Below are 23,136 nucleotides of genomic sequence, written 5' to 3'. Positions count from 1 at the left end.
TTTCTTTCCCGGATTCGACGATGGCCAAACGACGCGGGCTTGCGCTCGACGGTGTCCTGTTGCTGGATAAGCCCGTGGGCTTGTCCAGTAACCACGCCCTGCAGCGCGCGCGGCGCAGCATGGATGCCGCCAAGGCGGGGCATACGGGTACACTGGACCCGTTCGCTACCGGCCTGCTGGTTTGCTGCATGGGCCGGGCCACGAAAATCTCGGGGGCCATGCTCGATGCCGACAAGGCCTACCGCGCCACGCTGCAGTTCGGTGAAGAAACCGACTCCGGCGATCTCACGGGCCATGTCGTGGCGCGCGCGGCCGAGGGTTACAGTGTTACCGAAGACGCGCTGCGCGAGGTGCTGGCGCGTTTCCAGGGCGTCATCGAGCAGGTGCCGCCGATGTACTCGGCGCTCAAGCGCGACGGCAAGCCCTTGTACGAATACGCGCGCCAGGGCATCGAGCTCGAACGCCCGCCCCGCCAGGTCACGATCCACCGCATCGACCTGCTGTCGCTGTCGGGCACGCGTGCCGAGATCGACGTGGCCTGCAGCAAGGGCACCTACATACGCACCCTGGCCCAGGACATCGGGCGGGCGCTGGGCTGCTATGCCCACCTGGCGGCGCTGAGGCGCACGCACGTCGGGCCGTTTTCGCTGGACCGCGCCGTCACGCTGGAGGCCTTGCAGGCCATGACAGACCCCAAGCAGGCGCTGCTTGCTTTGAACGAATTGCCGGCGGGCTTGCTGCCCGCCAAACAGACCTTAAAGGACCCGCTATGACTCGCGCCCTGCGCAACGTCGCCATCATCGCCCACGTCGACCACGGCAAGACCACCCTGGTCGACCAGTTGCTGCGCCAATCCGGCACCTTCCGCGAGAACCAGGCGGTCTCGGAACGGGTCATGGACTCGAACGACCTGGAAAAAGAGCGCGGCATCACCATCCTGGCCAAGAACTGCGCCGTCGAATACCAGGGCACCCACATCAACATCGTCGACACCCCGGGACACGCCGACTTCGGCGGCGAAGTCGAGCGCGTGCTGTCCATGGTAGACGGCGTGCTGCTGCTGGTCGACGCGGTCGAAGGCCCCATGCCGCAGACCATCTTCGTGACGCGCAAAGCGCTGGCGCTGGGCTTGAAGCCGATCGTGGTCGTCAACAAAATCGACCGTCCGGGCGCGCGCCCCGACTACGTCATCAACGCCACGTTCGATCTTTTCGACAAGCTGGGCGCCACCGAAGAACAGCTGGATTTCCCGGTGGTGTACGCCTCGGGCCTGTCGGGCTATGCGGGCCTGACGGCCGAGGTGCGCGAGGGCGACATGCGGCCCCTGTTCGAAGCCATCCTGCAGCACGTGCCGCAGCGCGAAGACGATCCCAATGGCCCGCTGCAGATGCAGATCATCTCGCTGGACTACAACAGCTACGTGGGCAAGATCGGCGTGGGCCGCATCAACCGCGGCCGCATTCGCCCCGGCATGGACGTGGTGTACCAGTTCGGGCCGGAGGGCGCGTCGGGCAAGGGCCGCATCAACCAGGTGCTGAAATTCAAGGGCCTGGAACGCGAAGTCGTGTCCGAAGCCGAAGCAGGCGACATCGTGCTGATCAACGGCATCGAAGAAATCGGCATTGGCTGCACGGTGATGGATCCGGCCCAGCCCGAAGCCTTCCCCATGCTGCGCATCGACGAACCCACGCTCACCATGAATTTCATGGTGAACACCTCGCCGCTGGCCGGCCGCGAAGGCAAGTTCGTCACCAGCCGCCAGCTGCGCGACCGCCTCGATCGTGAACTGAAGTCCAACGTGGCCCTGCGCGTGCGCGATACCGGCGACGACACGGTGTTCGAAGTGTCGGGCCGCGGCGAGCTGCACCTGACCATCTTGCTGGAAACCATGCGGCGCGAAGGCTACGAACTGGCCGTGTCGCGCCCGCGCGTGGTGTTCAAGGACATTGACGGCGTCAAGTGCGAGCCTTTCGAGGCGCTGACCATCGACGTCGAAGACGCCCACCAGGGCGGCGTCATGGAAGAGCTGGGCCGCCGCAAGGGCGACCTGCAGGACATGCAACCCGATGGCCGCGGCCGTACCCGCCTGGAATACCTGATTCCCGCGCGCGGCCTGATCGGCTTCCAGAACGAATTCCTGACGCTCACGCGCGGCACGGGCCTGATGAGCCACATTTTCCACGAGTACGCGCCGGTGCGCGAAGGCTCGATCGGCGAGCGCCGCAACGGTGTGCTGATCAGCCAGGATAACGGCGAGGCCGTGGCCTACGCGCTGTGGAAGCTGCAAGACCGCGGCCGCATGTTCGTCAGCCCTGGCGAGGCGCTGTACGAAGGCATGATCATCGGCATCCACAGCCGCGACAACGACCTGGTGGTCAACCCCATCAAGGGCAAGCAGCTCACCAACATCCGCGCCTCGGGCACCGACGAAGCGGTGCGCCTGGTGCCGCCCATCCAGCTGTCGCTGGAATACGCGGTGGAATTCATCGACGATGATGAGCTGGTCGAGATCACGCCGAAGTCGATCCGCCTGCGCAAGCGCCACTTGCAGGAACACGAGCGCCGCCGCGCGGCCCGCGAAGGCGGCGCGTAAGCGTCCGCCGGTTTCGGGCGCACAGGGCGCCCGGCCGCTACAGCCGCGTCGGCAACGCCGCGAAACAGCAAAACCCCATCCGGGGCTTTGCTGTTTTATGGGCAGCGCGCGCGAGTCGGGCTCAGCCGTGCTGGTGCCGGTATTCCTGTGTGGCGCCGCCGTAACCGTAGGCCGCCGCGCGCGCGTCGATGACGTGCACGTAGCAGCACGGGTGCAGTTCGCCCAGAATGTCTTCGAAGGCGCGGTAGGTCTCGCGAATGAAGCGCGCCTTCTCGGCCTTGGTATTGGTTTCGTCCGTAACGCTGATGTCCAGGTGGAAGGCGTTGCGCCCCAGCTCGGACAGCGCCTGCCCGCCAATGAACCATTGGTCGTGAGGAATGTACTGCAGCGTGATGGCGATGACCGGCAGCTGCTTGCCCAACACCGACTGGGTCAATTGGGCAACCGAATCGACTACCCGGCGACTGGTGGCGGCATTGGGCGCGCCGGACACATGAACGACGATATGCGGCATGGAGAGGCTCCTGGTGAGTGACTGTACGGCCAGTCTAGGCCCCCCGTTGACATCGGAAAAGCGGGAATTTACGATCTGATCAATCGGAAAAACCGTTGGATAAAATGCCAGGATTCGACCTCGACCAACTCCGCACGCTGGTTGCCGTGCTCGATGCCGGCAGTTTCACTGCCGCGGCGCCCAGGGTATTCCTGTCGCAGTCGTCGGTCAGCGAGCAGATGCGCAAGCTCGAAGAGCGGGCAGGGCAGGCGCTGCTGGTGCGCGGCAAGCACGGGGTGACGGCCACCCCGGCTGGCGAGCGGCTGCGTGCCCACGCCGGCGCGATTCTGGCATTGGCCGACGAGGCCTATCGCGATCTGCGCGGCGTGGCTTTACGGGGCGAGCTCAGGTTGTGCATTACGGACTACTTCCGGCCAGGCGACCTGGCTTATATGCTGCGCCGCCTGGGCGAGCAATATCCGCAAGTGGGCCTGCATGTCACCATCATGAAAAGCGGCGCCATCGAGCAGGCCTACCAGCGCGGCGAGGCCGATGTTGGCGTGTCCATGGTCGTGAAAGAGCGCGGCGTGGCGCGCGGCCGCGCGCAGGGCACCCTGTTGCGCCGGGAGCGGCTGGCCTGGATGGCCGCCGAAGGCTATTGCATGCCCGGCGGCCCGTTGCCGCTGCTGTCTTTGCCCGAGACCTGCGCGTTGCGCCAGTTCACCGAACGCGTGCTGTCGCGCGCCGGCGTGGCTTATTCGGCCGCGCACGTCGCGTCTGGCGTGGCCGGCCTGCAGTCGGCCCTGGCTGCCGGGCTGGGCGTGGCCTGCCTGAATGAATCAGCGCTGGCGCCCGGCATCGCGCGACTGGCCGATGCGCGCTTGCCTGCCTTGCCCGAGGTCGAATTCCGCATCCTGCCGCCCCGGCCCGGCGAAGACGAGTTCATCGAACGGGCGCGCACGGCCATCGGCCTGGCGCTTGGCCAGGCCGGGCACGCCGCCACGCCGCGGACTCGTCCGGCGCGCGGCCTCTGAGGCGCCCGCTCAACCCGGCAGCGACGGCGCGTACCGCGCGCCGCTGCGCCGCTGGGCATGAAACTCAACCACTCGCCGCACCACTTTGCGCGGGTCGTCTTCCACCGTGAACAGTTCCAGGTCGTGCGCGGCGATCATGCCGTTGGGCAGCATCTGGTCGGCCAGCCATTCGACCAGGCCGTGCCAGTATTCGCTGCCCACCAGAATGATGGGCGCCGGCGGCACCTTGCCGGTCTGGATCAGCGTCAGCGCCTCGAACAGCTCGTCCATGGTGCCGAAGCCGCCCGGCAACGACACGTAGGCGAAACTGTGCATGAAGAACGTGGCCTTGCGCGAGTAAAAATACTCGAACGACAGGCTGATGGTCTGGTATTCGTTGTTGTGCGCCTCGTGGGGCAGGCTGATGTTCAGCCCGACGCTGGTGCCTCCGGCCTCGAAGGCGCCCTTGTTGGCGGCTTCCATGATGCCGGGGCCGCCGCCGGCGATGACCGCGAAGCCCGCTTCGGCCAAGGCCGCCGCAATGGCTTCGCAGGTTTCATAGTGGGGCGAGTCGCGGCTGATGCGCGCACTGCCGAACACGCTGACGGCGGGGCCGATATCGGCCAGTTTCTCTGCCGCCGCCCGTATCTCTGACATAATCACCGGTATTTGCTTGCCGGCGGGCGTTTCTTGTTCTGCTTTTGTAACCATGAATAAAACCTTATTGCTGGTAGACGGTTCGAGCTACTTGTACCGCGCCTTCCACGCTATGCCCGATTTGCGCAATGCGCAAGGTGAACCTACGGGCGCGCTGTACGGCGTCGTCAATATGCTGCGCAAGCTGGTCTCGGACCACAAAGCAGATTACGCAGCGTGTATTTTCGACGCGCGCGGCAAGACTTTCCGCGACGACCTGTATCCTGACTATAAATCGCACCGGCCGCCCATGCCGGAAGACTTGGCGGCCCAGATCGAGCCCATCCACCAGGCGGTGCGGGCGCTGGGCTGGCAGGTGCTGGCCATCGAGGGAGTCGAGGCCGACGACATCATCGGCACCCTGGCATGCCAGGCGTCGGGAATGGGCATACGCACCATCGTGTCTACCGGCGACAAAGACCTTGCCCAGCTGGTGGATGCGAACGTCACGCTGGTCAATACCATGAGCGGCGAAGTGCTCGACGAGACCGGCGTACGCAACAAGTTCGGCGTGCCGCCCGATCGCATCGTCGACTACCTCATGCTGGTGGGCGACGCCATCGACAACGTGCCGGGCGTGGCCAAGGTAGGGCCCAAGACGGCCGCCAAGTGGCTGGCCGAATTCGGCTCGATCGACTCGCTGGTTGAACAGGCCGATGGCATCAAGGGCGTGGCCGGCAACAACCTGCGCGAGGCCATCGGCCAGTTTCCCCTGACGCGCCAGTTGCTGACCGTGAAGTGCGATTGCGACCTGGCTGGTCACATCGGCGGCATCGACGACCTGGCGCCGCGCCAACCCGATACCGATACGCTGCAGGCACTCTACGAGCGCTACGGTTTCCGCACCTGGCTGCGCGAGCTCACGGGCGATTCCCAACGCGTGCCGCAGGGCGATGCCCGGGTCATTGCCGAGGCGCCCGCCGCGCCGGCCGAGCTGCGCTACCTGATCATCTCGAGCTGGCCGGCGTTCGACGAATGGATGGCCCAGGCGGCAGACACGCCGCTGGTGGCGCTCGACACCGAAACCACCTCACTCGACGAAATGCAGGCCAGCCTGGTCGGCATTTCGATGGCGCTGGCGCCGGGCGTGGCTTGCTACATCCCGTTGGCCCACCGCGGTCCCGACAGCGCCGAGCAACTACCCAAGCGCGAAGTGCTCGAACGCATGCGCGCCTGGCTGCAAGACCCGGCGCGCCCCAAGCTGCTGCACCATGCCAAGTACGATGCCCATGTGTTCGCCAACGAAGGCGTCGCGCTCGCGGGCATCCAGGACGACACCATGCTGCAGGCCTACGTGCTCGAATCGCACCGCGGCGTGGGCCTGAACGACCTGGCGCAGCGCTACCTGGGGCGTGGCGGCATCACCTACGAAGAGCTGTGCGGCAAGGGCGCCAAGCAGATTGGCTTCGACGAAGTGGCGGTCGAGCAGGCTGGCCACTATGCCTGCGAAGACGCCGACTTCACCCTGCAGCTGCACCACGCGCTGCGTCCGCGCGTGGCTGCGGACGCGGGCCTTGAGCGCATTTACCAGCTCGAGATCCAGGTGTCGCGCGTGCTTACCGTGGTCGAGCGCAACGGGGTCAAGGTCGACGCCGCCGAACTGGGCCGTCAGAGCCACCGGCTGGGCCAGGAAATGCTGCAGCTCGAACAGCGCGCCTACGAACTGGCGGGCCAGCCCTTCAACCTGAATTCCCCCAAGCAACTGGGCGAGATCCTGTTCGGCCGCATGCAATTGCCGGTGGTGCGCAAGACCGCCGGCGGCGCGCCGTCCACCGACGAAGAAGTGCTGACGCGGCTGGCGCAAGACTACCCGTTGCCGCAAGTGTTGCTGGAATACCGCGGCCTGTCCAAGCTCAAGTCCACGTACACCGACAAGCTGCCGCGCATGATCAACGCGCGCACAGGCCGCGTGCACACGCATTATTCGCAGGCGGCGGTCGTCACGGGGCGGCTGGCCTCGTCCGACCCGAACCTGCAGAACATCCCGGTGCGCACCGAGGCGGGGCGGCGCGTGCGCGAAGCCTTCGTGGCCGAACATGGCGTGCTGGTGTCGGCCGATTACTCCCAGATCGAGCTGCGCATCATGGCGCATGTGTCCGATGACGCCAACTTGCAGCAGGCCTTTGCCGCCGGCAAAGACATTCACCGCGCCACGGCGTCCGAGATCTTCGGCGTGGCACTCGACGAGGTCGGGGCAGACCAGCGCCGCGCCGCCAAGGCCATCAATTTTGGTCTGATCTACGGCATGGGGGTGTTCGGCCTGGCCTCGAACCTGGGCATCACGCGCGACGCCGCGCAGGCCTATATCGACCGTTACTTCGCCCGCTATCCGGGCGTGGCGCAGTACATGGAACACACCCGGCAGCTGGCGCGCCAGCAAGGGTACGTGGAAACCGTGTTCGGCCGCCGCCTGCAGCTGCCCGACATCCGTGCCGCTTCAGGGCCGCGCCGGCAGGGCGCTGAACGTGCCGCCATCAACGCGCCCATGCAGGGCACGGCGGCCGATCTCATCAAGATGGCCATGGTCGCCGTGCAAGACTGGCTCGATGCCGAGCGCCTGGCCACCCGCATGATCATGCAGGTGCACGATGAGCTGATACTCGAAGTGCCCGACGGCGAACTCGACGCCGTGCGCGCGCGCCTGCCGGAACTCATGTGCGGCGTGGCGCGGTTGCGGGTGCCGCTGGTGGCCGAGGTAGGCGTGGGGCCCAACTGGGAACAGGCGCACTGACACCCCGGGGCAGGGCAGGTCTGTAACGATATAATATTGCTTTCGCCCCTTCCGTCGCACCTCCATGTTGCTCCTTTCGATCTTGCTGGCCACGGTGGCCGGCGGCCTGATCGCCGTGTCCATCGCCAGCTGGCTGGCGTTTCGCGTCTTCAGCAAATACCTGCACCACATGGTCAGCCTGTCGGTGGGGGTGCTGCTGTCGGTGGCGCTGCTGCACCTGCTGCCCGAGGCATTCGAGAACGCCGAGGCCGATGCGCATACGCTGTTCGCGCTGATGCTGGCGGGCCTGCTGGGCTTTTTCGTGCTGGAAAAAATCGCGCTGCTGCGCCACAGTCATCACCATGAGGGCGACGGCCATCATCACCACAAAGGCCACGACCGCCACGAAGCCGGCCGCGGCGGCGTGCTGATCCTGGTGGGCAGCTCGCTGCACAACCTCTGCGACGGGGTGCTGGTGGCTGCGGCATTCCTGGCCGACCCCCTGCTGGGCTTGCTGACCGCGGCCTCCATCATCGTGCACGAAGTGCCCCACAAGCTGGGCGACTTCGTCGTGCTGATCAATGCCGGCCTGGCGCGCCGCCGGGCGTTCATGCTGATCCTGTTCACCAGCCTGTGCACGGCGCTGGGCGGCCTGGCGGGTTACTTCGTGCTGCAGCAGGCGCAGCAATGGGTGCCGTACGTGCTGGTCATCGCCGCCAGCAGCTTCCTGTACATATCGGTGGCCGACCTGATCCCGCAAATGCATGAGCGGGGCTCGCTGGCCGAAGCCGTCCCCCAGTTGCTGCTGGTGGGCGCGGGAGTTATTGTCATTTATGGCGTCACGTCATTCCTGCACCATGGCCCCGCGCACGAGCATGGCCATGCCGCCGCGCACAGCCAGGAAGCGGCGCACGAAATGACAGCGCCAACCGTTCATTCGCACTAGGGGCCCCTCGCGCGGGCCCGCACGCACAGGAGAGCCCGTCATGAGTTTTGCCCCCGCCGCAGGCCAGCCCGCCGCCACCGCTATCCACACCGACACCGAAGGCCTGGCCCACGGCGATTTCGACCTGCCCGTGCACGATGGCGCCATTGCCGCGTATTATGCGGCGCCGCAAGGCAAGACGGGGCTGCCCGTGGTGCTGGTGGTGCAGGAAATCTTCGGCGTGCACGAGCATATCAAGGACCTCTGCCGTCGCCTGGCTAAAGCCGGCTACCTGGCGATCGCGCCCGAGCTGTATCAACGTCAGGGCGATGCCGCCGCCTATACCGACGTGCCCAAGCTGATCCAGGAAATCGTAGCCAAGGTGCCCGACGAGCAGGTCTATGCCGACCTCGACGCGTGCCTGGAGTGGGCCGCGCAGCATGGCGGAGACACCGCCCGCGCCGGCATCACCGGTTTCTGCTGGGGCGGCCGCCTGACCTGGATGTACGCTGCCCACAACCCTGCCATCAAGGCCGGCGTGGCCTGGTACGGCAAGCTCAGCGCCGGGCATGGCCCGCTCATCAAGAAGGTGGTGCTGGATGTCGCGGGCGACCTGCACGCGCCGGTACTGGGCCTGTACGGCGCGAAGGACGCCAGCATTCCGCTGGCCGATGTGGAAGCCTTGAAGGCCAAGCTGGCCCAAGGCAACGCCGCGGCGCGCGCTTCCGAAATCGTGGTCTACCCGGAGGCCGGACACGGCTTCCTGGCCGATTACCGTCCCATGTATTGCGAGGCCGAGGCCCGCGACGGCTGGCAGCGCATGCTGGCCTGGTTCCAGCGCTACCTGGGCTGATCCGCCGGGCGCGCCCGGCGGAGCGCGGCCTCGCGGCTACTGCTGTATGGTCGCGCCCGAGTCTTTCACCGCCTGGCTCCAGCGCTCGAGCTCGCTGTCGATGAGCTCGCCGAACGCCTGCGGCGTGCTGCCTATCGGCGTGTAGCCGTAGCCGGTCAGCTGCTCGCGCAGCGCGGGCTCGCGCAGCGAGTCGGCAATGGCGGCGCTGAGCTTGTCCACCACGGCGGGCGGGGTACCGGCCGGGGCCAGGATGCCGTACCAGCCGTTCACCACGAAACCGGGCACGCCCGACTCCTGGATGGTCGGCACGTCGGGCAGCAGCGGCGAGCGGGTGTCGCTGGTAACCGCCAGGGCTTTCAGCTTGCCGGCCTTCACCTGCGGCAGCGAAGTCGAGATGCTGTCGAACATCAGCGACACTTCGCCCGCCAGCAGGGCCACCACTGCGGGGCCGCTGCCTTTGTACGGCACGTGCAGCATGTCGATGCCGGTGGCTTTCTTGAACATTTCGGCTGACAGGTGGCTCGTGTTGCCAGGCCCGGCCGATGCAAACGTCAGTTTGCCCGGGTTCTTCCGGGCATAGGCGATCAGTTCCGGAATGCTGTTGGCCGGGGTCGACAACGGAGCGGCCACCAGCATCGGCAAGGTGGCCGCCAGCGACACTGGCGCGAAATCCTTGCGCGTGTCGTAGGGCAGCGACTTGTACAAGCTGGGGTTGATGGCGTGCGCGGCCAGCACCATCAACACAGTATGGCCGTCCGGCTTGGAACGCGCCAGCTGCGCGGTGGCGATCGAGCCGCCCGCGCCCGGCTTGTATTCCAGTACCACTGGCTGGCCCAGCCGCTGTTGCAGCGCGGCCGATAGTGGCCTGCCCAGCATGTCGGCGCTGCCGCCGGGCGGATAGGGAATCAGCAGGGTAATGGGCCGGTTGGGATAGGCGGGCTCGGCCACCGTCGCCGTCGTGCCGGCCAGCAGGCCTACACAACCCGACAGCATCGAAAGCACCGCGATCCAGCGAAACAAACTTTTCTGCATGACGCGACTCCTGGTGATGAAACCGTGCGGCGCCTGGCGTGCCGCCTTGCGGCGCCGTCTGCGTATCGGTGGGAGGCTGTGGCGTTTACTTCGGCGCCAGTCCGGCTGCCTGCACGGTGTCGTGCCAGCGGCTGCGTTCCTGCTCGATGTAGGCGGCGAATTCGGCGGGCGAGTCATCGCCGGCCTGGCCGCCCATGGCGTGGAAGCGCTGCTGCACCTCGGGCATGGCCAGCACCTCGCGGGCAGCCGAGGACAGGCGGTCGATGACAGGGGCCGGCGTGCCGGCCGGCGCCAGCAGGCCGAACCAGGCGGTCACCACCATGTCTTTGATGCCCGCTTCGGCCATGGTGGGAACGTCGGGCAGTTCGGGTACGCGTTTGGCGCTCGTGACGGCCAGGGCGCGGAATTTGCCCGCCTGGATGTGCGGCAGCGAACTGGGCAGGTTGTCGATCATGAAGGTGAACTGGTCGGCCAGCAGGGCGGCCACGGCCGGCCCCGCGCCCTTGTAGGGAACGTGCGTGGCCTGCACGCCCGCGCGCTGCTTGAAAAGCTCGCCGGACAAGTGCGGCGACTGCCCGGTGCCGGACGAGCCGAACGAAGACTTGCCGGGATCTTTGCGCAGTATCTCGATCAGCTCGCCGGCGCTGCGGGCCGGCGATTGCGCGTTCACGACCAGCACATTGGGCACTGAAATCACCCGCGTAATGGGGGCGAAGTCCGTTGCCTTGTACGGCAGCTCGCGGTACATGCTGTAGTTGATGGCATTGGGGCCTATGTTGCCCATGATCAGCGTGTAGCCGTCGGGGTTGGCCCGCACCAACTGCTGTGTGCCGATGATGCCCGCCGCGCCGGCCCGGTTCTCGACCACTACCGACTGGCCCAGCTTGCCGGCGAGCTTGTCGGCGATGATGCGGGTAGCAATGTCGGTTGTGCCGCCGGGCGCGGCCGGCACAATGATGGTTACGGGGCGTTCCGGCCAGGCGGCCAGGGCGGGCGCCGAGGCGCACAGAAGCAGGGCAGCCGCGCAAGCGGCGCTGCGGATAGATGGCATGGTTGTCTCCTGCCAGTGGGAAGATGGCCGCGTCCGCGGACAGGCGTCGCGTCGGCTTCGTTATGAGCCATAGTGTGCTGGCCGGCCGGCGCGATCGCCTATTTTTTATTGCCTAAGCCGGTCTTCCGGCCGCCCGAAGTGCGGCCCGGGGGGGCGCCTGCGAGGGCTCAACTGCCCGATTCGCGCAGGCGGCTGGGCAGCAGCTCGCCGTGGCGCGCCAGCAGCGGGTAGGCCGAGGCGCCCACCAGGTGCGAGTTGATGCTCTTCATGTCGCGCAGAATGTCCAGGTACAGCGCGCCCACTTCGGCCGCGTCGACCTCGCCGGCCTTGATCTTGTGCAGGTGCGACTCGGCCTCTTCGGCTTCCAGCGTGCGAAAGCGCGCCTTTTCGCCGGCCAGCTCACGCGCCTGCCGCACATCGTCGTTGACCAGCAGTGCGGCGGCTTCGCGCTGGTTGGCGATCAGGCGTGCCAGGGTTTCGTCCAGCCGCTGGCGCTGTTCCGGCGGCAGCGTCCAACCCTGCTTGCGCAGCCGCCCCACGTGGTTGAGCAGACCGTGGTAGGCGATGTCGGCCGCATGGCCGATGTTGCTGGCGAATGCCAGGATGTCGTCCAGCCGCTGAACGTCGTCGGTGGTCATGTTTTCGCGGTCGAGCAGGGCCAGGTAGGTGGTGATGGCGTTCTCGATCTTGTCCAGCGCGTTGTCGAGCTGGCGCGCCTGCACCATGCGGTGGCGATTGTCGCGCTTGAAACCGGCGCGTGCGTACAGCAGCAGGGTTTGCAGCATGTCGGCCATGCGCAGCGCCTCGCGCGCGGCATTGCCCAGCGCCACGGCAGGCACGTCGTGGGCGGCTTCGTCGAGGTATTGCGGACGAGCCGGGTCGTTCGGGTCGGTGCGCTTGGGCAGCCAGCGCGTCAGCAGGGCGGCGTAGGGGGCCAGCAGCGGCAGGAACACCAGCGCGATCACCAGGTTGAACACCGTGTGGAAGTTCGCCACGCCGCGCGCATTGTCGCTGTCGAGCATGGCCATCCAGTCGGGCAGCCAGGGTAGCAGCATCAGGCCGGCCAGCACGCCGGCCACGCGCGTCAACAGGTTGCCCAGCGGCAGGCGGCGGGCGGCCGGGTCGTCGCCGCTGACGCCTTCGAGCATGGGGTTGACCGCCGTGCCCAGGTTCGCGCCCATGACGAGCGCGAATGCCAGCGCCGGCTCCACCAGGTGGTGGGCGGCCAGCGACATCACCAGCACCACGATGGCCACGCTGGAATGCGCCGCCCACGCCAGCGCCGCCGCCAGTATCACGGCCGCGACCGGCTGGGTGGCGAGGGCCTCGAGCACCTGGGCCAGCAGCGGCGCGTGCTGCAGGGGGGCGAACAGTTCTACCAACTGGTGCAGCGACAGCAGCAGCAGCCCCAGGCCGATGAACACGCGCCCGAGGTCGCGCGTGCGGCCTGGCGGGTAGCGGCGGAACATCCAGACCCCGGCCAGGATCAGTATCGGGGCCAGTGACGTCAGGTCGAACGACAGCACCTGCACGATCAGCGTCGTGCCCACGTTGGCGCCCAGCATGGCGGCCAGCGCCGGCACCAGGGCCACCACGCCGCCGGCCGCGAAGCCGGTGATCATCAGCCCGGTGGCGGTGCTGCTCTGCAGCGCTGCGGTTATGCCCAGGCCGGTGGCGAAGGCGCGCAACCGGGTACCCAGGGCGCGCCCCAGCGCGGCGCCCAGGGCGGCGCCGAAGGCGCGTTGCACGCCGGTCTGCACCATATGCACGCCCCACAGCAGCAGGGCGACGTATCCGGCAAAATCGAGCAGAGGAATCAATCCCGACATGACTGACCTGGCAAAGTAAGATCAGCCGGCGTGGCCGGCGGTGTGTAAATGACGTGTCATGAAGCAATCATCGCACGGTCGCGGTTCATGGGGAAATCGGCCGGCTTGGAAGGGGCGTCCGGCCCGCGTATGATGCCTCGAGCATTGTTGATTCCGTGGGGCTGGCCGTGGCCGTATCTGCTTTCGATCTGTTCAAAATCGGCATCGGGCCGTCCAGCTCGCACACCGTGGGGCCCATGCGGGCGGCCCTGTTGTTCGCCCAGGGCCTCGAGCGCGACGGGCTGCTGCCCCGCGTGGCCGGCTTGCGGGTCGAGCTGTACGGCTCGCTGGGGGCCACCGGTAAAGGGCATGGCACCGACAAGGGCGTGCTGCTCGGCCTCATGGGCCAGGCCCCTGACACGGTCGATCCGGCCGCTATTCCCGGGTTGTTGCAGGCCGTGCGCACCAACAAGTCGCTGCCGGTGCTGGGGCATTTCGCGGTGCCGTTCGTCGAAAAAGAGCATATTCTGTTTTACCGGCGCGAAGCGCTGGCCGAACATCCCAACGGCATGAAATTCCATGCCTTCGACGCCGCTGGCGCCAGCCTGCGCGAATCCCGCTACCTGTCGGTGGGTGGCGGCTTCGTGGTCACCGCCGGCGCCGCCAACACCCAGATCATTGCCGCCCACGACCAGTTGCCGTTCGCGTTCCGCACGGCGCGCGAGCTGGTCGACATGTGCCGGGCGGGGGGCTACACCGTAGCCCAGGTCATGATGCAGAATGAACTCACCTGGCGCAGCCAGTCCGAGGTCGAAACCACGCTCGACCGCATCTGGCAGGTCATGCAAGACTGCGTCAGCCGCGGGTGCGGCATCGGCCACCCCGAGGCCGACGGCGATCTGCCCGGTCCGCTCAAAGTGCGCCGCCGCGCGCCCGAACTCTATCGCAGCCTCACGCTGCGGGCCGAGCGCACGTTATCCGACCCGCTGTCGGTCATGGACTGGGTCAATCTATATGCCATGGCGGTCAACGAAGAAAACGCCGCGGGGGGCCGGGTGGTAACGGCGCCCACCAACGGGGCGGCGGGCATCATTCCGGCGGTGCTGCACTACTACGACCGCTTCGTGCCCGGCGCCGGCCCGCAGGGCGTGCGCGATTTCCTGCTCACGGCCGCGGCCATCGGCCTGCTGTACAAATACAACGCGTCGCTGTCCGGGGCCGAGGTCGGTTGCCAGGGCGAGGTGGGCGTGGCCTGTTCCATGGCGGCCGGCGCGCTGGCCGCCGTACTGGGCGGCTCGGTCGAGCAGGTGGAAAATGCCGCCGAAATCGGCATGGAGCACAACCTGGGCCTGACCTGCGACCCCGTGGGCGGGCTGGTGCAAATACCCTGCATCGAGCGCAACGCCATGGCGTCGGTCAAGGCCGTGAACGCCGCCCGCATGGCGCTGCGCGGCGACGGCCATCATTATGTGTCGCTGGATTCAGTCATCAAGACCATGCGGGAAACCGGCGCCGACATGAAAACCAAATACAAGGAAACCGCCCGCGGCGGTTTGGCCGTGAACATCGTCGAGTGCTAAGGGCAAGCCCGCCCTCGGCGCGCTCCGCCTACCAGGCCAGGAAGGCCACGACCGCCAGCACGATCAGCCCCCACTTGGTGGCCTTGTACACCGTGCGGTTCCAGGCTTTGAACTGCTTGCGCTTCTGGTCGATGACCCAATGCGCGTGGGTCAGCTTGTTGATGGCGCCGGTCTGGTCGCCACCGTCGTTGGGCGAACTGGCCGCCGACATCACCACCCGGCCAAACCAGCGGTTGAACGCTTCGGCCCAGCGCCATTTCAAGGGGCGCTCCACGTCGCAGAACAGGATGATGCGGTTGGCTTCGGTCTTGTTATAGGCCTCGTGCACGTAGGTTTCGTCGAACACCACGCTCTCGCCGTCGCGCCAGCTGTAGGTTTCGCCGTCGACGATGATGTGGCAGCCGTCGTCGTTCGGCGTGGCCAGCCCCAGGTGGTAGCGCAGCGAGCCGGCAAACGGGTCTCGGTGGCGGTTCAGCTTGCCGCCCGGCGGCAGCTCCGCGAACATGGCTGCCTTCACCTTGGGCAGGCGCTTCAGAATTTCGACGGTGCGCGGGCACAGCTCCTCGGCCGACGGGTGGCGCGCGTCGTACCATTTCAGGTAGAAGCGCTTCCAGCCGTACTTGAAAAACGAATTGAAGCCGATGTCGTCATGGCGCTCGGCGGCCTTGATGCGCCGCAGCTCGGCCATTTTCAGGGCTTCGTCGCGTATGGTTTCCCAGTGGTCGTCCAGCACCTGAAGCTCGGGGATTTCGCGAGCCGGCAGGTAGGGCGTGGTGGGCACGCGCGAACACAACACCATCAGGGCATTGACCGGCGCCAGCAGCACGGATTGATCCAGTAATTGGCGCGACAGGCGCAGCCGCACGCGGCCTCGGAAATGCGCGAACAGTATGGAGGCGAGCCATATGCCAGGAATCAGCCATTTCATGGTACTGACAGGCCCACGGGGGGCGCGTTCGGTGTAAATCGTTATTGTTACATAGCCGGGCGCCGCGTGCCGCTACCCGGGTAAAAAGCCGGCGGCGGCCCGGCCGACTGGGTACAATTCGGGCCATGTCCGAAGCCGTCAATCCCACGCCTGCCTTTGTCCATTTGCGCGTCCATTCCGAGTTTTCGGTGGTGGACGGCATCGTCCGCATTCCCGACCTGATCAAGCGCGTCGCCCAGCTGGGCCAGCCCGCCGTGGCGCTGACCGATCTTTCCAACATTTTCGGCCTGATCAAGTTCTACAAGGGCGCGCGCGGGGCCGGCGTGAAGCCGATCGCCGGCTGCGACGTCTGGCTGACCAACGACGACGATCCCGAAAAACCGTTTCGCCTGCTGTTGCTGGTGCGCAACCATCAGGGCTACCTGAACCTGTGCGAGCTGCTGACCCGGTCGTTTCTCGAAAACCAGGGGCGCGGGCGCGCCGAAATCCGCCGCGAATGGCTGCAGGGCCGGCAGGGCCTCATCGTGCTGTCGGGCGGCCGCGCCGGCGACATCGGCCACGCGCTGGACGCCGGCAACGCCGTCACGGCTCTGGCCCTGGCGCGGCAGTGGGGCGCGCTGTTCCCTGGCGCGTTCTACATTGAATTGCAGCGCGCCGGCGCCGACGGCGACGAGGCCTATACCCAGGCTGCCATGCGGCTGGCCGCCGAGGCCGGCCTGCCGGTGGTGGCCACCCACCCGGTGCAGTTCCTCGACGCATCCGAATACCAGGCGCACGAGGCGCGCGTGTGTATCGCCCAGGGAGAAATCCTGGCCGACCCGCGCCGGGTGCGCCGCTTCACCAAAGACCAGTACCTGCTCAGCACCGAAGAAATGGCCCGCCGCTTTGCCGACGTGCCATCGGCCCTGGCCAATACGGTGGAAATCGCCAAACGCTGCAACCTGACGCTGGTGCTGGGCAAGCCGCGCCTGCCCAACTTCCCCACGCCTGACGGCATTTCGCTCGACGACTACCTGGTCCAGCTTTCCGAAGAAGGGCTGGAGAAACGCCTGGAGTTCCTGTTTCCCGATCCGGCCGAACGCGACGCCAAACGCGCCCAGTACTACGAGCGGCTGCGCTGGGAATGCAAGACCATCATCCAGATGGGCTTTCCCGGCTACTTCCTGATCGTGCAGGACTTCATCAACTGGGGCAAGAACAACGGCGTGCCGGTGGGCCCGGGCCGCGGCTCGGGGGCGGGTTCGCTGGTGGCGTACGCGCTGGGCATCACCGACCTCGATCCCATCCGCTACGACCTGCTGTTCGAACGCTTCCTGAATCCCGAGCGGGTATCCATGCCCGACTTCGATATCGACTTCTGCCAGGACAACCGCGAACGCGTCATCGACTACGTCAAGATGAAATACGGCCGCGAGGCCGTCAGCCAGATCGCCACTTTCGGCACGCTGGGCGCCAAGGCGGTCGTGCGCGATGCCGGACGGGTGCTCGACATGCCCTACCTGTTCTGCGACGGGTTGTCCAAGCTCATTCCGTTCAACCCGGCCGATCCCTGGTCGCTCGATCGAACGCTAAAGGACGAGCCAGCTTTCAAGGAACGCTACGAGCAAGAGGAAGAAGTCCGGGCGCTGGTCGACTTGGCGCGCCCGCTCGAAGGCCTGACGCGCAACATCGGCATGCACGCGGGCGGGGTGCTGATCGCCCCGGGCAAGCTTACCGACTTCTGCCCGCTGTATTGCCAGCCTGGCCAGGAAAACAGCGCGGTGTCGCAGTTCGACAAAGATGACGTCGAAGCCGCCGGCCTGGTCAAGTTCGACTTCCTGGGACTGCGCAACCTCACCATCCTGGACTGGGCGGTGCGCTATGTGCGCCGCTTCAATGAGTCCAAGCGCGACTTTGACATCATGGCGCTGCCGCTGGACGACCCGGCAGCCTACAAGGTGCTGTGCGACGCCAACACCACCGCGGTGTTCCAGCTCGAATCGCGCGGCATGAAAGAGCTGCTGAAAAAGCTGCGGCCCAACACCTTCGAAGACATCATCGCCATGCTGGCCCTGTATCGCCCGGGGCCGCTCGAGTCCGGCATGGTCGACGATTTCGTCAACCGTAAGCACGGGCGCGCTACGGTCGATTACTTCCACCCCGACCTGGAAGCCACCCTGAAGAGCACCTACGGGGTCATCGTCTACCAAGAACAGGTGATGCTGATCTCGCAGATCATCGGCGGCTATTCGCTGGGCGGCGCCGACCTGCTGCGCCGCGCCATGGGCAAGAAAAAGCCCGAGGAAATGGCCAAGCACCGTGAGCTCTTCGAGAAAGGCGCCAAGGAAAAAGGCCACGATCCCAATCTGGCGGTCAAGCTCTTCGACCTGATGGAGAAGTTCGCCGGCTATGGCTTCAACAAGTCGCACTCGGCGGCCTACGCGCTCATCGCGTACCAGACCGCCTGGCTGAAAGCCTACCATCCCACCGAATTCCTGGCGGCCACCATCTCGTCCGACATGGACGACACCGATAAGGTGCAGGTCTTCTGCCGCGATGCGCAAGACAACGGCGTGCTGGTGCTGCCGCCCGACGTCAACGCCTCGGGCTATCGCTTCGAGCCGGTGGCCGACGAGCACACCCGCGAGGGCCGGCCGCCGCGCACCATGCGCTACGGCCTGGGCGCGGTCAAGGGCACGGGGCAGGGCGCGGTCGAAGAAATTCTGCGCGCGCGCGAGGCCGATGGCCCGTTCGCCAACCTGTTCGATTTCTGCCGCCGCGTCAACAAACATGCGGTCAACCGGCGCACCATCGAAGCCCTGATCAAGGCCGGCGCGTTCGACACCATCGAGCCCAATCGCGCGGCCATGCTGGCGTCGGTGGGCACCGCCATGGAAGCCGCCGAGCAAGCGGCGCGCAGCGCCAACCAGGTCTCGCTGTTCGGCGACGACAGCGGCGACGTGGTCGCCGGCGAACTCAGCAAGGTCGCGCCCTGGAACCTGCACACCAAGCTCACCGAAGAAAAGTCGGCGCTGGGCTTTTACTTCAGCGGCCACTTGTTCGATCACTGGCGCGACGAAGTGCGCCGCATCGTGCCCATGCCGCTGGCGCGCGTCGAACCGCAACGCGACCTGCAATGGATGTGCGGGGTGCTGGCCGGCGTGCGCACCATGATGACGCGGCGCGGCAAGATGGTGTTCGCCGTGCTCGACGATGGCACCGCCCAGGTCGAAATCTCGGTGTTCAACGAGCTGTACGAAAAACACCGTGCACGCTTGCGCGAAGACCAGCTACTTATCGTGCAGGGCAAGGTCAGCAACGACGACTATTCCGGCGGCATGCGCATCGTCGCCGAACAGCTCTACGATTTGCAATTGGCGCGCGAAGCGCGCGCCCGGTCGCTGCGCGTGCGGCTCAACGGCCAGGCCGATGCCGGCAGGCTGCGCCAACTGCTCAATCCGTTCCGCGCCGAGCCTGAAAACGGCGTGCCCGGCGTGCCGGTCGATATCGTGTACGGCCGCGACAATTTCCTGTGCACGGTGCGCCTGGGCGAAGAATGGCGCGTGCGCATGGCCGATGCCTTGCTCGAAAATTTGTCTGCCTGGGCCAAGCCCGACGGGGTCGAGGTCACTTACTGATGCAGCCGCTACGAATTCTTCATTCCGAGGCCGCCGTCGCGTTCGGCGGGCAAGAACACCGCATTTTCAAAGAAATGCATGCCATGCGGGCGCGCGGCCATCATCTCGAAGCCGTTTGCCAGCCGCAGGCGCAACTGGTGCCGCGGCTGCGCGATGCCGGTTTCACGGTGCACACCATCCCCATGGGCGGGCTGGCCAATTACCTGAAGGGCGTGGCCGCCATGCGTAGCATTCTGCGCGAAGGCCGCTATGACGTGGTCAACACCCACAGCCGCATCGATACCCTCATCGCCGGCACAGCCGGGCGGCTGGCCGGCGTGCCGCTCATTGTGCGCACCCGTCACCTGGCCAGCAAGGTCGGGTCGATGTTGTCGTACACGTGGTTGCCGCACCGCGTCACCACGGTCAGCGACTACGTGCGCCGCTACCTGATCAGTCGCGGCGTGCCGGCGGACCACATCGCCACGCTGTATTCCCCGGTGGTGTTGCCGCCGCCGGTCGAGCATTCCACGCTGCGCGGCGAGCTTGGGCTGGCCGACGACGACATCGTGGTGGGCTGCGTGGCGGTAATGCGCGCTGCCAAGGGTCACAAAGACCTTATCGACGCCATCCGGCCGCTGATGGCCGAGCGCCCGAAGCTGCACATGGTGTTCGTCGGCTCGGGTTCGCCCACCTTCGAGCAGACCCAGGCCTACGTGCAGGAGTTGGGCCTGCAAGACCGTATCCATCTCATGGGCACCCGGCGCGATGTGCCCAACCTGCTGGCGGGGTTCGACATCTTCGCGCTGGCCACCCAGCAGGAAGCCTCCGGCACGGTGTACGTCGAGGCCCAGGCGGCCGGCCTGCCGGTCATCGGCACGAATGTCGGCGGCGTACCCGAAATGATGCGCGACGGCGTGACGGGCATCCTGGTGCCGGTCAAAGACCACGCCGCTCTATTGGCCGCGCTGCGGCGCCTGATCGACGACGCGCCGCTGCGCCGCGCCATGGGCGACGCGGGCCGCCGCATGGTCTGGGACGAAGGCATCTTCTCGCCAGCCCGGCTGGCGGAGAACACCGAGGCTGTCTACCGGAAATGGCTGGCGGAAAGGCAATCATGAACAATGCACCCAATGTGCCGGTACTGATGTACCACCATGTCACCCCGTCGGGCGGCATGATCGCGGTCACCCCCAAGGTCTTCGAGCAGCAGATCGCCGGCCTGGCGCGGGCTGGCTACACCTCGCTGGGCACCGAGCAGCTGGCCGCCTACCTGGCGGGCGGGCGCGTGCCGGAAAAATCGGTGCTGATCACTTTCGACGACGGCTATCTCAACAACTGGACCTACGCGCATCCGGTGTTGCAGCGCTACGGCATGAAGGCGGTGCTGTTCCTCGTAACCGGCTGGGCGGGGCAGGGGCCGGTGCGCCCGCATGCCGGCCAGGGTGTGGCGCTGCCCGCTTCGCCCGAGCACCACGAGACCAAGCGGCTGGTGGCCGAAGGGCGCACCGACGACGTCATCGTGCGCTGGAGCGAGGCCCAGGCCATGGTGGCCGCCGGCACCTTCGAAATCCATTCGCACACCCATACCCATACTCGCTGGGACAAGCAGTGCGGCGCCGACGTCGCCGCCAAGCGCGACCACATCGCGCGCGAGCTTGCCGATTCCCGCGCGGCGCTCACAGAGTATCTGGGGGCGGCCAGCGACCATCTGTGCTGGCCGCAAGGCTACTTCGACGACGACTACGTCCGGGCCGCGCGCGAGGCCGGGTTCCGGCACCTGTACACCACCGACGCGCTGGGCCAGAACCTGCCCGGCAACGATCCCGGCCATATCTACCGTTTCGCCGTCCGCAACCTGGGCGGCACATGGCTCAACCGCCGCATCTGGATGTCGCGCCACCCTGTAGTGGGTCCGCGCTATCACGCCTGGAAGGCCTGGAAAAGGCGCCTGAGGAACCGCGCATGAAGCTTTCCGTCATTATCATCGCCAAGAACGAAGCCGCGCACATCCTCGGCTGTCTCGAGTCCGTGGCGTTTGCCGATGAGTTCATCGTGGTCGACTCCGGCAGCACCGACAATACCGTGGCGCTGGCGCGCGACTTCGGCGCGCAGGTCCACGTCACGCCCGACTGGCCCGGTTTCGGGCCGCAGAAGAACCGCGCCCTGGACCTGGCGACCGGCGACTGGGTCCTGTCCATCGACGCCGACGAGCGCGTCACGCCCGAACTGGCGCTCGAAATCCAGGCCGTGCTGGCCGCGCCGCAGGCTGACGCCTACGAAATCGCGCGGCTGTCCGATTTCTGCGGTCGCCTCATCCGCCATAGCGGCTGGTGGCCCGACTACGTGCTGCGGCTTTTCAAGCGCGGTACCGCGCGCTTTACCGATGCGGCCGTGCACGAGCGCGTGGTGCCCGAGCGCCCGCCGCTGCGCCTGAAAGGGCACTTCCTGCATTATCCGTACCCCGATCTCGCGGCGCTGATCAACAAGGTCAACCGCTATTCGTCGGACGCCGCGGCCATGATGCATGCGCGCGGCAAGCGCGCCACCGTATTCAGCGCGCTGGGCCACGGGTTCTGGACGTTCGTGCGCATCTACCTGATCCGCCGCGGCTTTCTCGACGGCCGCCACGGGCTGGTGCTGGCCGTAACGGCGGCCGCCGGCAGCTTCTTCCGCTACGCCAAGCTCTGTTTCCTGTCCGACAGCCGCAAGTGAAGATTCTCTACACCAATTTCCACCCGCGCAACGGCGGAGGGCACGCCACGTACATCACCAGCCTGGCGCGCGCCCTGGCCGGCGCGCACGACGTGGCCGTGGCCACTCCGGGCACCAGCCGGCTGTTTCGCTATGCCGGGGCGCTGCCCGGCGTGCAGGCGGTGGACATGCGTTTTTCCACCCGTCCTTCGTCGTGGTTCGGCGAGCGCGCCGCGCTGCGGCAACTGATCATCCAGCAGCAGTACGACATCGTCCACGTCAACGGCTCGGCCGACCACAAGCAGGTCATGCTGGCACTGGCTGGCCTGCGGCGGCGCCCGCGCGTAGTGTTCACCAAACACAACGACCATCCGCTCGACACACTGGGCCACTGGCTGCGCGCGCGGCTGGCCACCGACCGCGTCATCGCCGTCAGCGATTACGTGCGGGGGCTGCTCGACCATTCGCCTTACCGGGGTTTGCCCATCGACACCATCCGCCACGGCATCGATACCGATTATTTCGCGCCCCAGGCGCCCCAGGCGCTGGACGCCTTGCGCGATCGTCATTTCGGCGCGGCGTGGCGCGGGAAGCTGCTGCTGGGCAGCGCCGGCGGCACCGACTACGACAAGGGCTGGCTCGACCTGGTCGACGCTGCCGGCAGCCTGCCAGCCGCGCAGCGCGAGCGCATCCTGATCCTGGTGGCAGGAGACCCCCCCAATGACGACAAGCTGGCGCGCGTGCGCGCGGCCGGCATGCTGGGCCAGGTGGTGTTTCCCGGTCTGCTGGACGACGTGCGCGACGCGCTGGCGTGCTGCCATGCCGGCTTCGTGCTGTCGTACCGCGAAGCGCTGTCGTACGCCTGCCGCGAAATGATGTCCCTGGGCCTGCCCGCGTTGGTCAGCAACGCGGGTGGGCTGCCCGAAAACGTGGCCGATGGCGCCGACGGTTGGGTGGTGCCGGTACGCGACGTGCCGGCCATCGCCGAGGTGTTGCGTGGCATGCTCGCCGACAACGCCCGGCTGGCCGCGATGGGGGCGGCCGCGCGCCACAAGGCAGTGGAAGAATTCGGGCTGGCGGCGTTCACCCAGGCGACCCTGGACGCGTATCGGGGCGCCCTGGGCGGCTGAGTAGCGCCCGTACCGTGTGGATGTTTACCTCGTT

General features: G+C 66.7%; 18 protein-coding genes. 12 read left to right on the top strand and 6 right to left on the bottom strand.

All coding sequences use genetic code 11. From position 1 onward, the window contains the following. Positions 1–20 precede the first annotated feature (20 nt). Together truB and typA are read left to right on the top strand one after the other, a co-directional pair. Positions 21–773, top strand: coding sequence for a tRNA pseudouridine(55) synthase TruB (gene truB, locus BPET_RS15870; RefSeq protein ID WP_012250035.1), 753 nt, complete (start codon positions 21–23; stop codon positions 771–773). After that, positions 770–2,593 (top strand): translational GTPase TypA, encoded by a 1,824-nt coding sequence (gene typA, locus BPET_RS15865; protein ID WP_012250034.1) that lies wholly within the window; start codon positions 770–772, stop codon positions 2,591–2,593. Before truB ends, typA begins: the two co-directional genes overlap by 4 nt. A gap of 121 nt (positions 2,594–2,714) precedes the next feature. Here typA and BPET_RS15860 read toward each other — a convergent pair whose 3' ends face one another. Beyond that, positions 2,715–3,107, bottom strand: a complete 393-nt coding sequence (locus BPET_RS15860; RefSeq protein WP_012250033.1) for a tautomerase family protein — start codon at positions 3,105–3,107, stop codon at positions 2,715–2,717. Positions 3,108–3,211: 104 nt separating this feature from the next. Between BPET_RS15860 and BPET_RS15855 the strand changes: the two genes are divergently transcribed. Continuing rightward, on the top strand, positions 3,212–4,120 hold the full coding sequence (locus BPET_RS15855; protein WP_012250032.1) for a LysR family transcriptional regulator: 909 nt from the start codon (positions 3,212–3,214) through the stop codon (positions 4,118–4,120). 9 nt (positions 4,121–4,129) lie between these two features. Here BPET_RS15855 and BPET_RS15850 read toward each other — a convergent pair whose 3' ends face one another. Further along, a complete protein-coding gene (locus BPET_RS15850) occupies positions 4,130–4,810 on the bottom strand; it encodes an LOG family protein (RefSeq protein WP_012250030.1) in 681 nt (226 codons plus the stop codon). Here BPET_RS15850 and polA point away from each other — a divergent pair. The 3 genes from polA (at position 4,809) to BPET_RS15835 (ending at position 9,283) form a co-directional block, all read left to right on the top strand. Next, entirely contained in the window at positions 4,809–7,526 is a 2,718-nt protein-coding gene (gene polA, locus BPET_RS15845; RefSeq protein ID WP_041862979.1) for a DNA polymerase I, read from the top strand. The two genes, BPET_RS15850 and polA, sit on opposite strands and share 2 nt — an antisense overlap. A 64-nt stretch (positions 7,527–7,590) precedes the next feature. Then, positions 7,591–8,451, top strand: a complete 861-nt coding sequence (locus BPET_RS15840; protein WP_012250029.1) for a ZIP family metal transporter — start codon at positions 7,591–7,593, stop codon at positions 8,449–8,451. Between the two features lie 40 nt (positions 8,452–8,491). Further along, positions 8,492–9,283 (top strand): dienelactone hydrolase family protein, encoded by a 792-nt coding sequence (locus BPET_RS15835; protein ID WP_012250028.1) that lies wholly within the window; start codon positions 8,492–8,494, stop codon positions 9,281–9,283. Positions 9,284–9,319: 36 nt separating this feature from the next. On the opposite strand, the gene BPET_RS15830 is transcribed toward BPET_RS15835, so the two are convergent. The 3 genes from BPET_RS15830 to BPET_RS15820 form a co-directional block, all read right to left on the bottom strand. Further along, positions 9,320–10,315 carry a tripartite tricarboxylate transporter substrate binding protein gene (locus BPET_RS15830; RefSeq protein WP_012250027.1) on the bottom strand — a complete coding sequence of 332 codons (996 nt, stop codon included), beginning with the start codon at positions 10,313–10,315 and terminating at the stop codon, positions 9,320–9,322. Between the two features lie 85 nt (positions 10,316–10,400). After that, positions 10,401–11,366, bottom strand: a complete 966-nt coding sequence (locus BPET_RS15825; RefSeq protein WP_012250026.1) for a Bug family tripartite tricarboxylate transporter substrate binding protein — start codon at positions 11,364–11,366, stop codon at positions 10,401–10,403. A gap of 167 nt (positions 11,367–11,533) precedes the next feature. Continuing rightward, positions 11,534–13,195, bottom strand: a complete 1,662-nt coding sequence (locus BPET_RS15820) for a Na/Pi cotransporter family protein (protein WP_012250025.1) — start codon at positions 13,193–13,195, stop codon at positions 11,534–11,536. A gap of 167 nt (positions 13,196–13,362) precedes the next feature. Between BPET_RS15820 and BPET_RS15815 the strand changes: the two genes are divergently transcribed. Continuing rightward, positions 13,363–14,754 (top strand): L-serine ammonia-lyase, encoded by a 1,392-nt coding sequence (locus BPET_RS15815; RefSeq protein WP_012250024.1) that lies wholly within the window; start codon positions 13,363–13,365, stop codon positions 14,752–14,754. 28 nt (positions 14,755–14,782) lie between these two features. Here BPET_RS15815 and lpxO read toward each other — a convergent pair whose 3' ends face one another. Continuing rightward, complete coding sequence (lpxO, locus tag BPET_RS15810; RefSeq protein WP_012250023.1) at positions 14,783–15,682, bottom strand: lipid A hydroxylase LpxO; 900 nt, start codon at positions 15,680–15,682, stop codon at positions 14,783–14,785. 125 nt (positions 15,683–15,807) lie between these two features. On the opposite strand from lpxO, the gene dnaE reads away from it, so the two are divergent. The 5 genes from dnaE to BPET_RS15785 are packed head-to-tail and all read left to right on the top strand — an operon-like array spanning position 15,808 to position 23,102. Continuing rightward, positions 15,808–19,299 (top strand): DNA polymerase III subunit alpha, encoded by a 3,492-nt coding sequence (gene dnaE / locus BPET_RS15805; RefSeq protein WP_012250022.1) that lies wholly within the window; start codon positions 15,808–15,810, stop codon positions 19,297–19,299. Next, entirely contained in the window at positions 19,299–20,399 is a 1,101-nt protein-coding gene (locus BPET_RS15800) for a glycosyltransferase family 4 protein (protein WP_012250021.1), read from the top strand. Before dnaE ends, BPET_RS15800 begins: the two co-directional genes overlap by 1 nt. Then, positions 20,396–21,247: a polysaccharide deacetylase family protein gene (locus BPET_RS15795; RefSeq protein WP_012250020.1), complete on the top strand. Its 852-nt coding sequence runs from the start codon at positions 20,396–20,398 to the stop codon at positions 21,245–21,247. Before BPET_RS15800 ends, BPET_RS15795 begins: the two co-directional genes overlap by 4 nt. Next, positions 21,244–21,993: a glycosyltransferase family 2 protein gene (locus BPET_RS15790; protein ID WP_012250019.1), complete on the top strand. Its 750-nt coding sequence runs from the start codon at positions 21,244–21,246 to the stop codon at positions 21,991–21,993. The genes BPET_RS15795 and BPET_RS15790 overlap by 4 nt, the downstream gene beginning before the upstream one ends. Continuing rightward, positions 21,990–23,102 (top strand): glycosyltransferase, encoded by a 1,113-nt coding sequence (locus BPET_RS15785; RefSeq protein ID WP_012250018.1) that lies wholly within the window; start codon positions 21,990–21,992, stop codon positions 23,100–23,102. Before BPET_RS15790 ends, BPET_RS15785 begins: the two co-directional genes overlap by 4 nt. The last annotated feature ends 34 nt before the right edge of the window (positions 23,103–23,136 follow it).

Source organism: Bordetella petrii, assembly GCF_000067205.1.
In the GTDB taxonomy this organism is placed as follows: Bacteria; Pseudomonadota; Gammaproteobacteria; order Burkholderiales; family Burkholderiaceae_B; genus Bordetella_A; species Bordetella_A petrii.
This window is presented reverse-complemented; position numbering and strand designations above follow the sequence as displayed.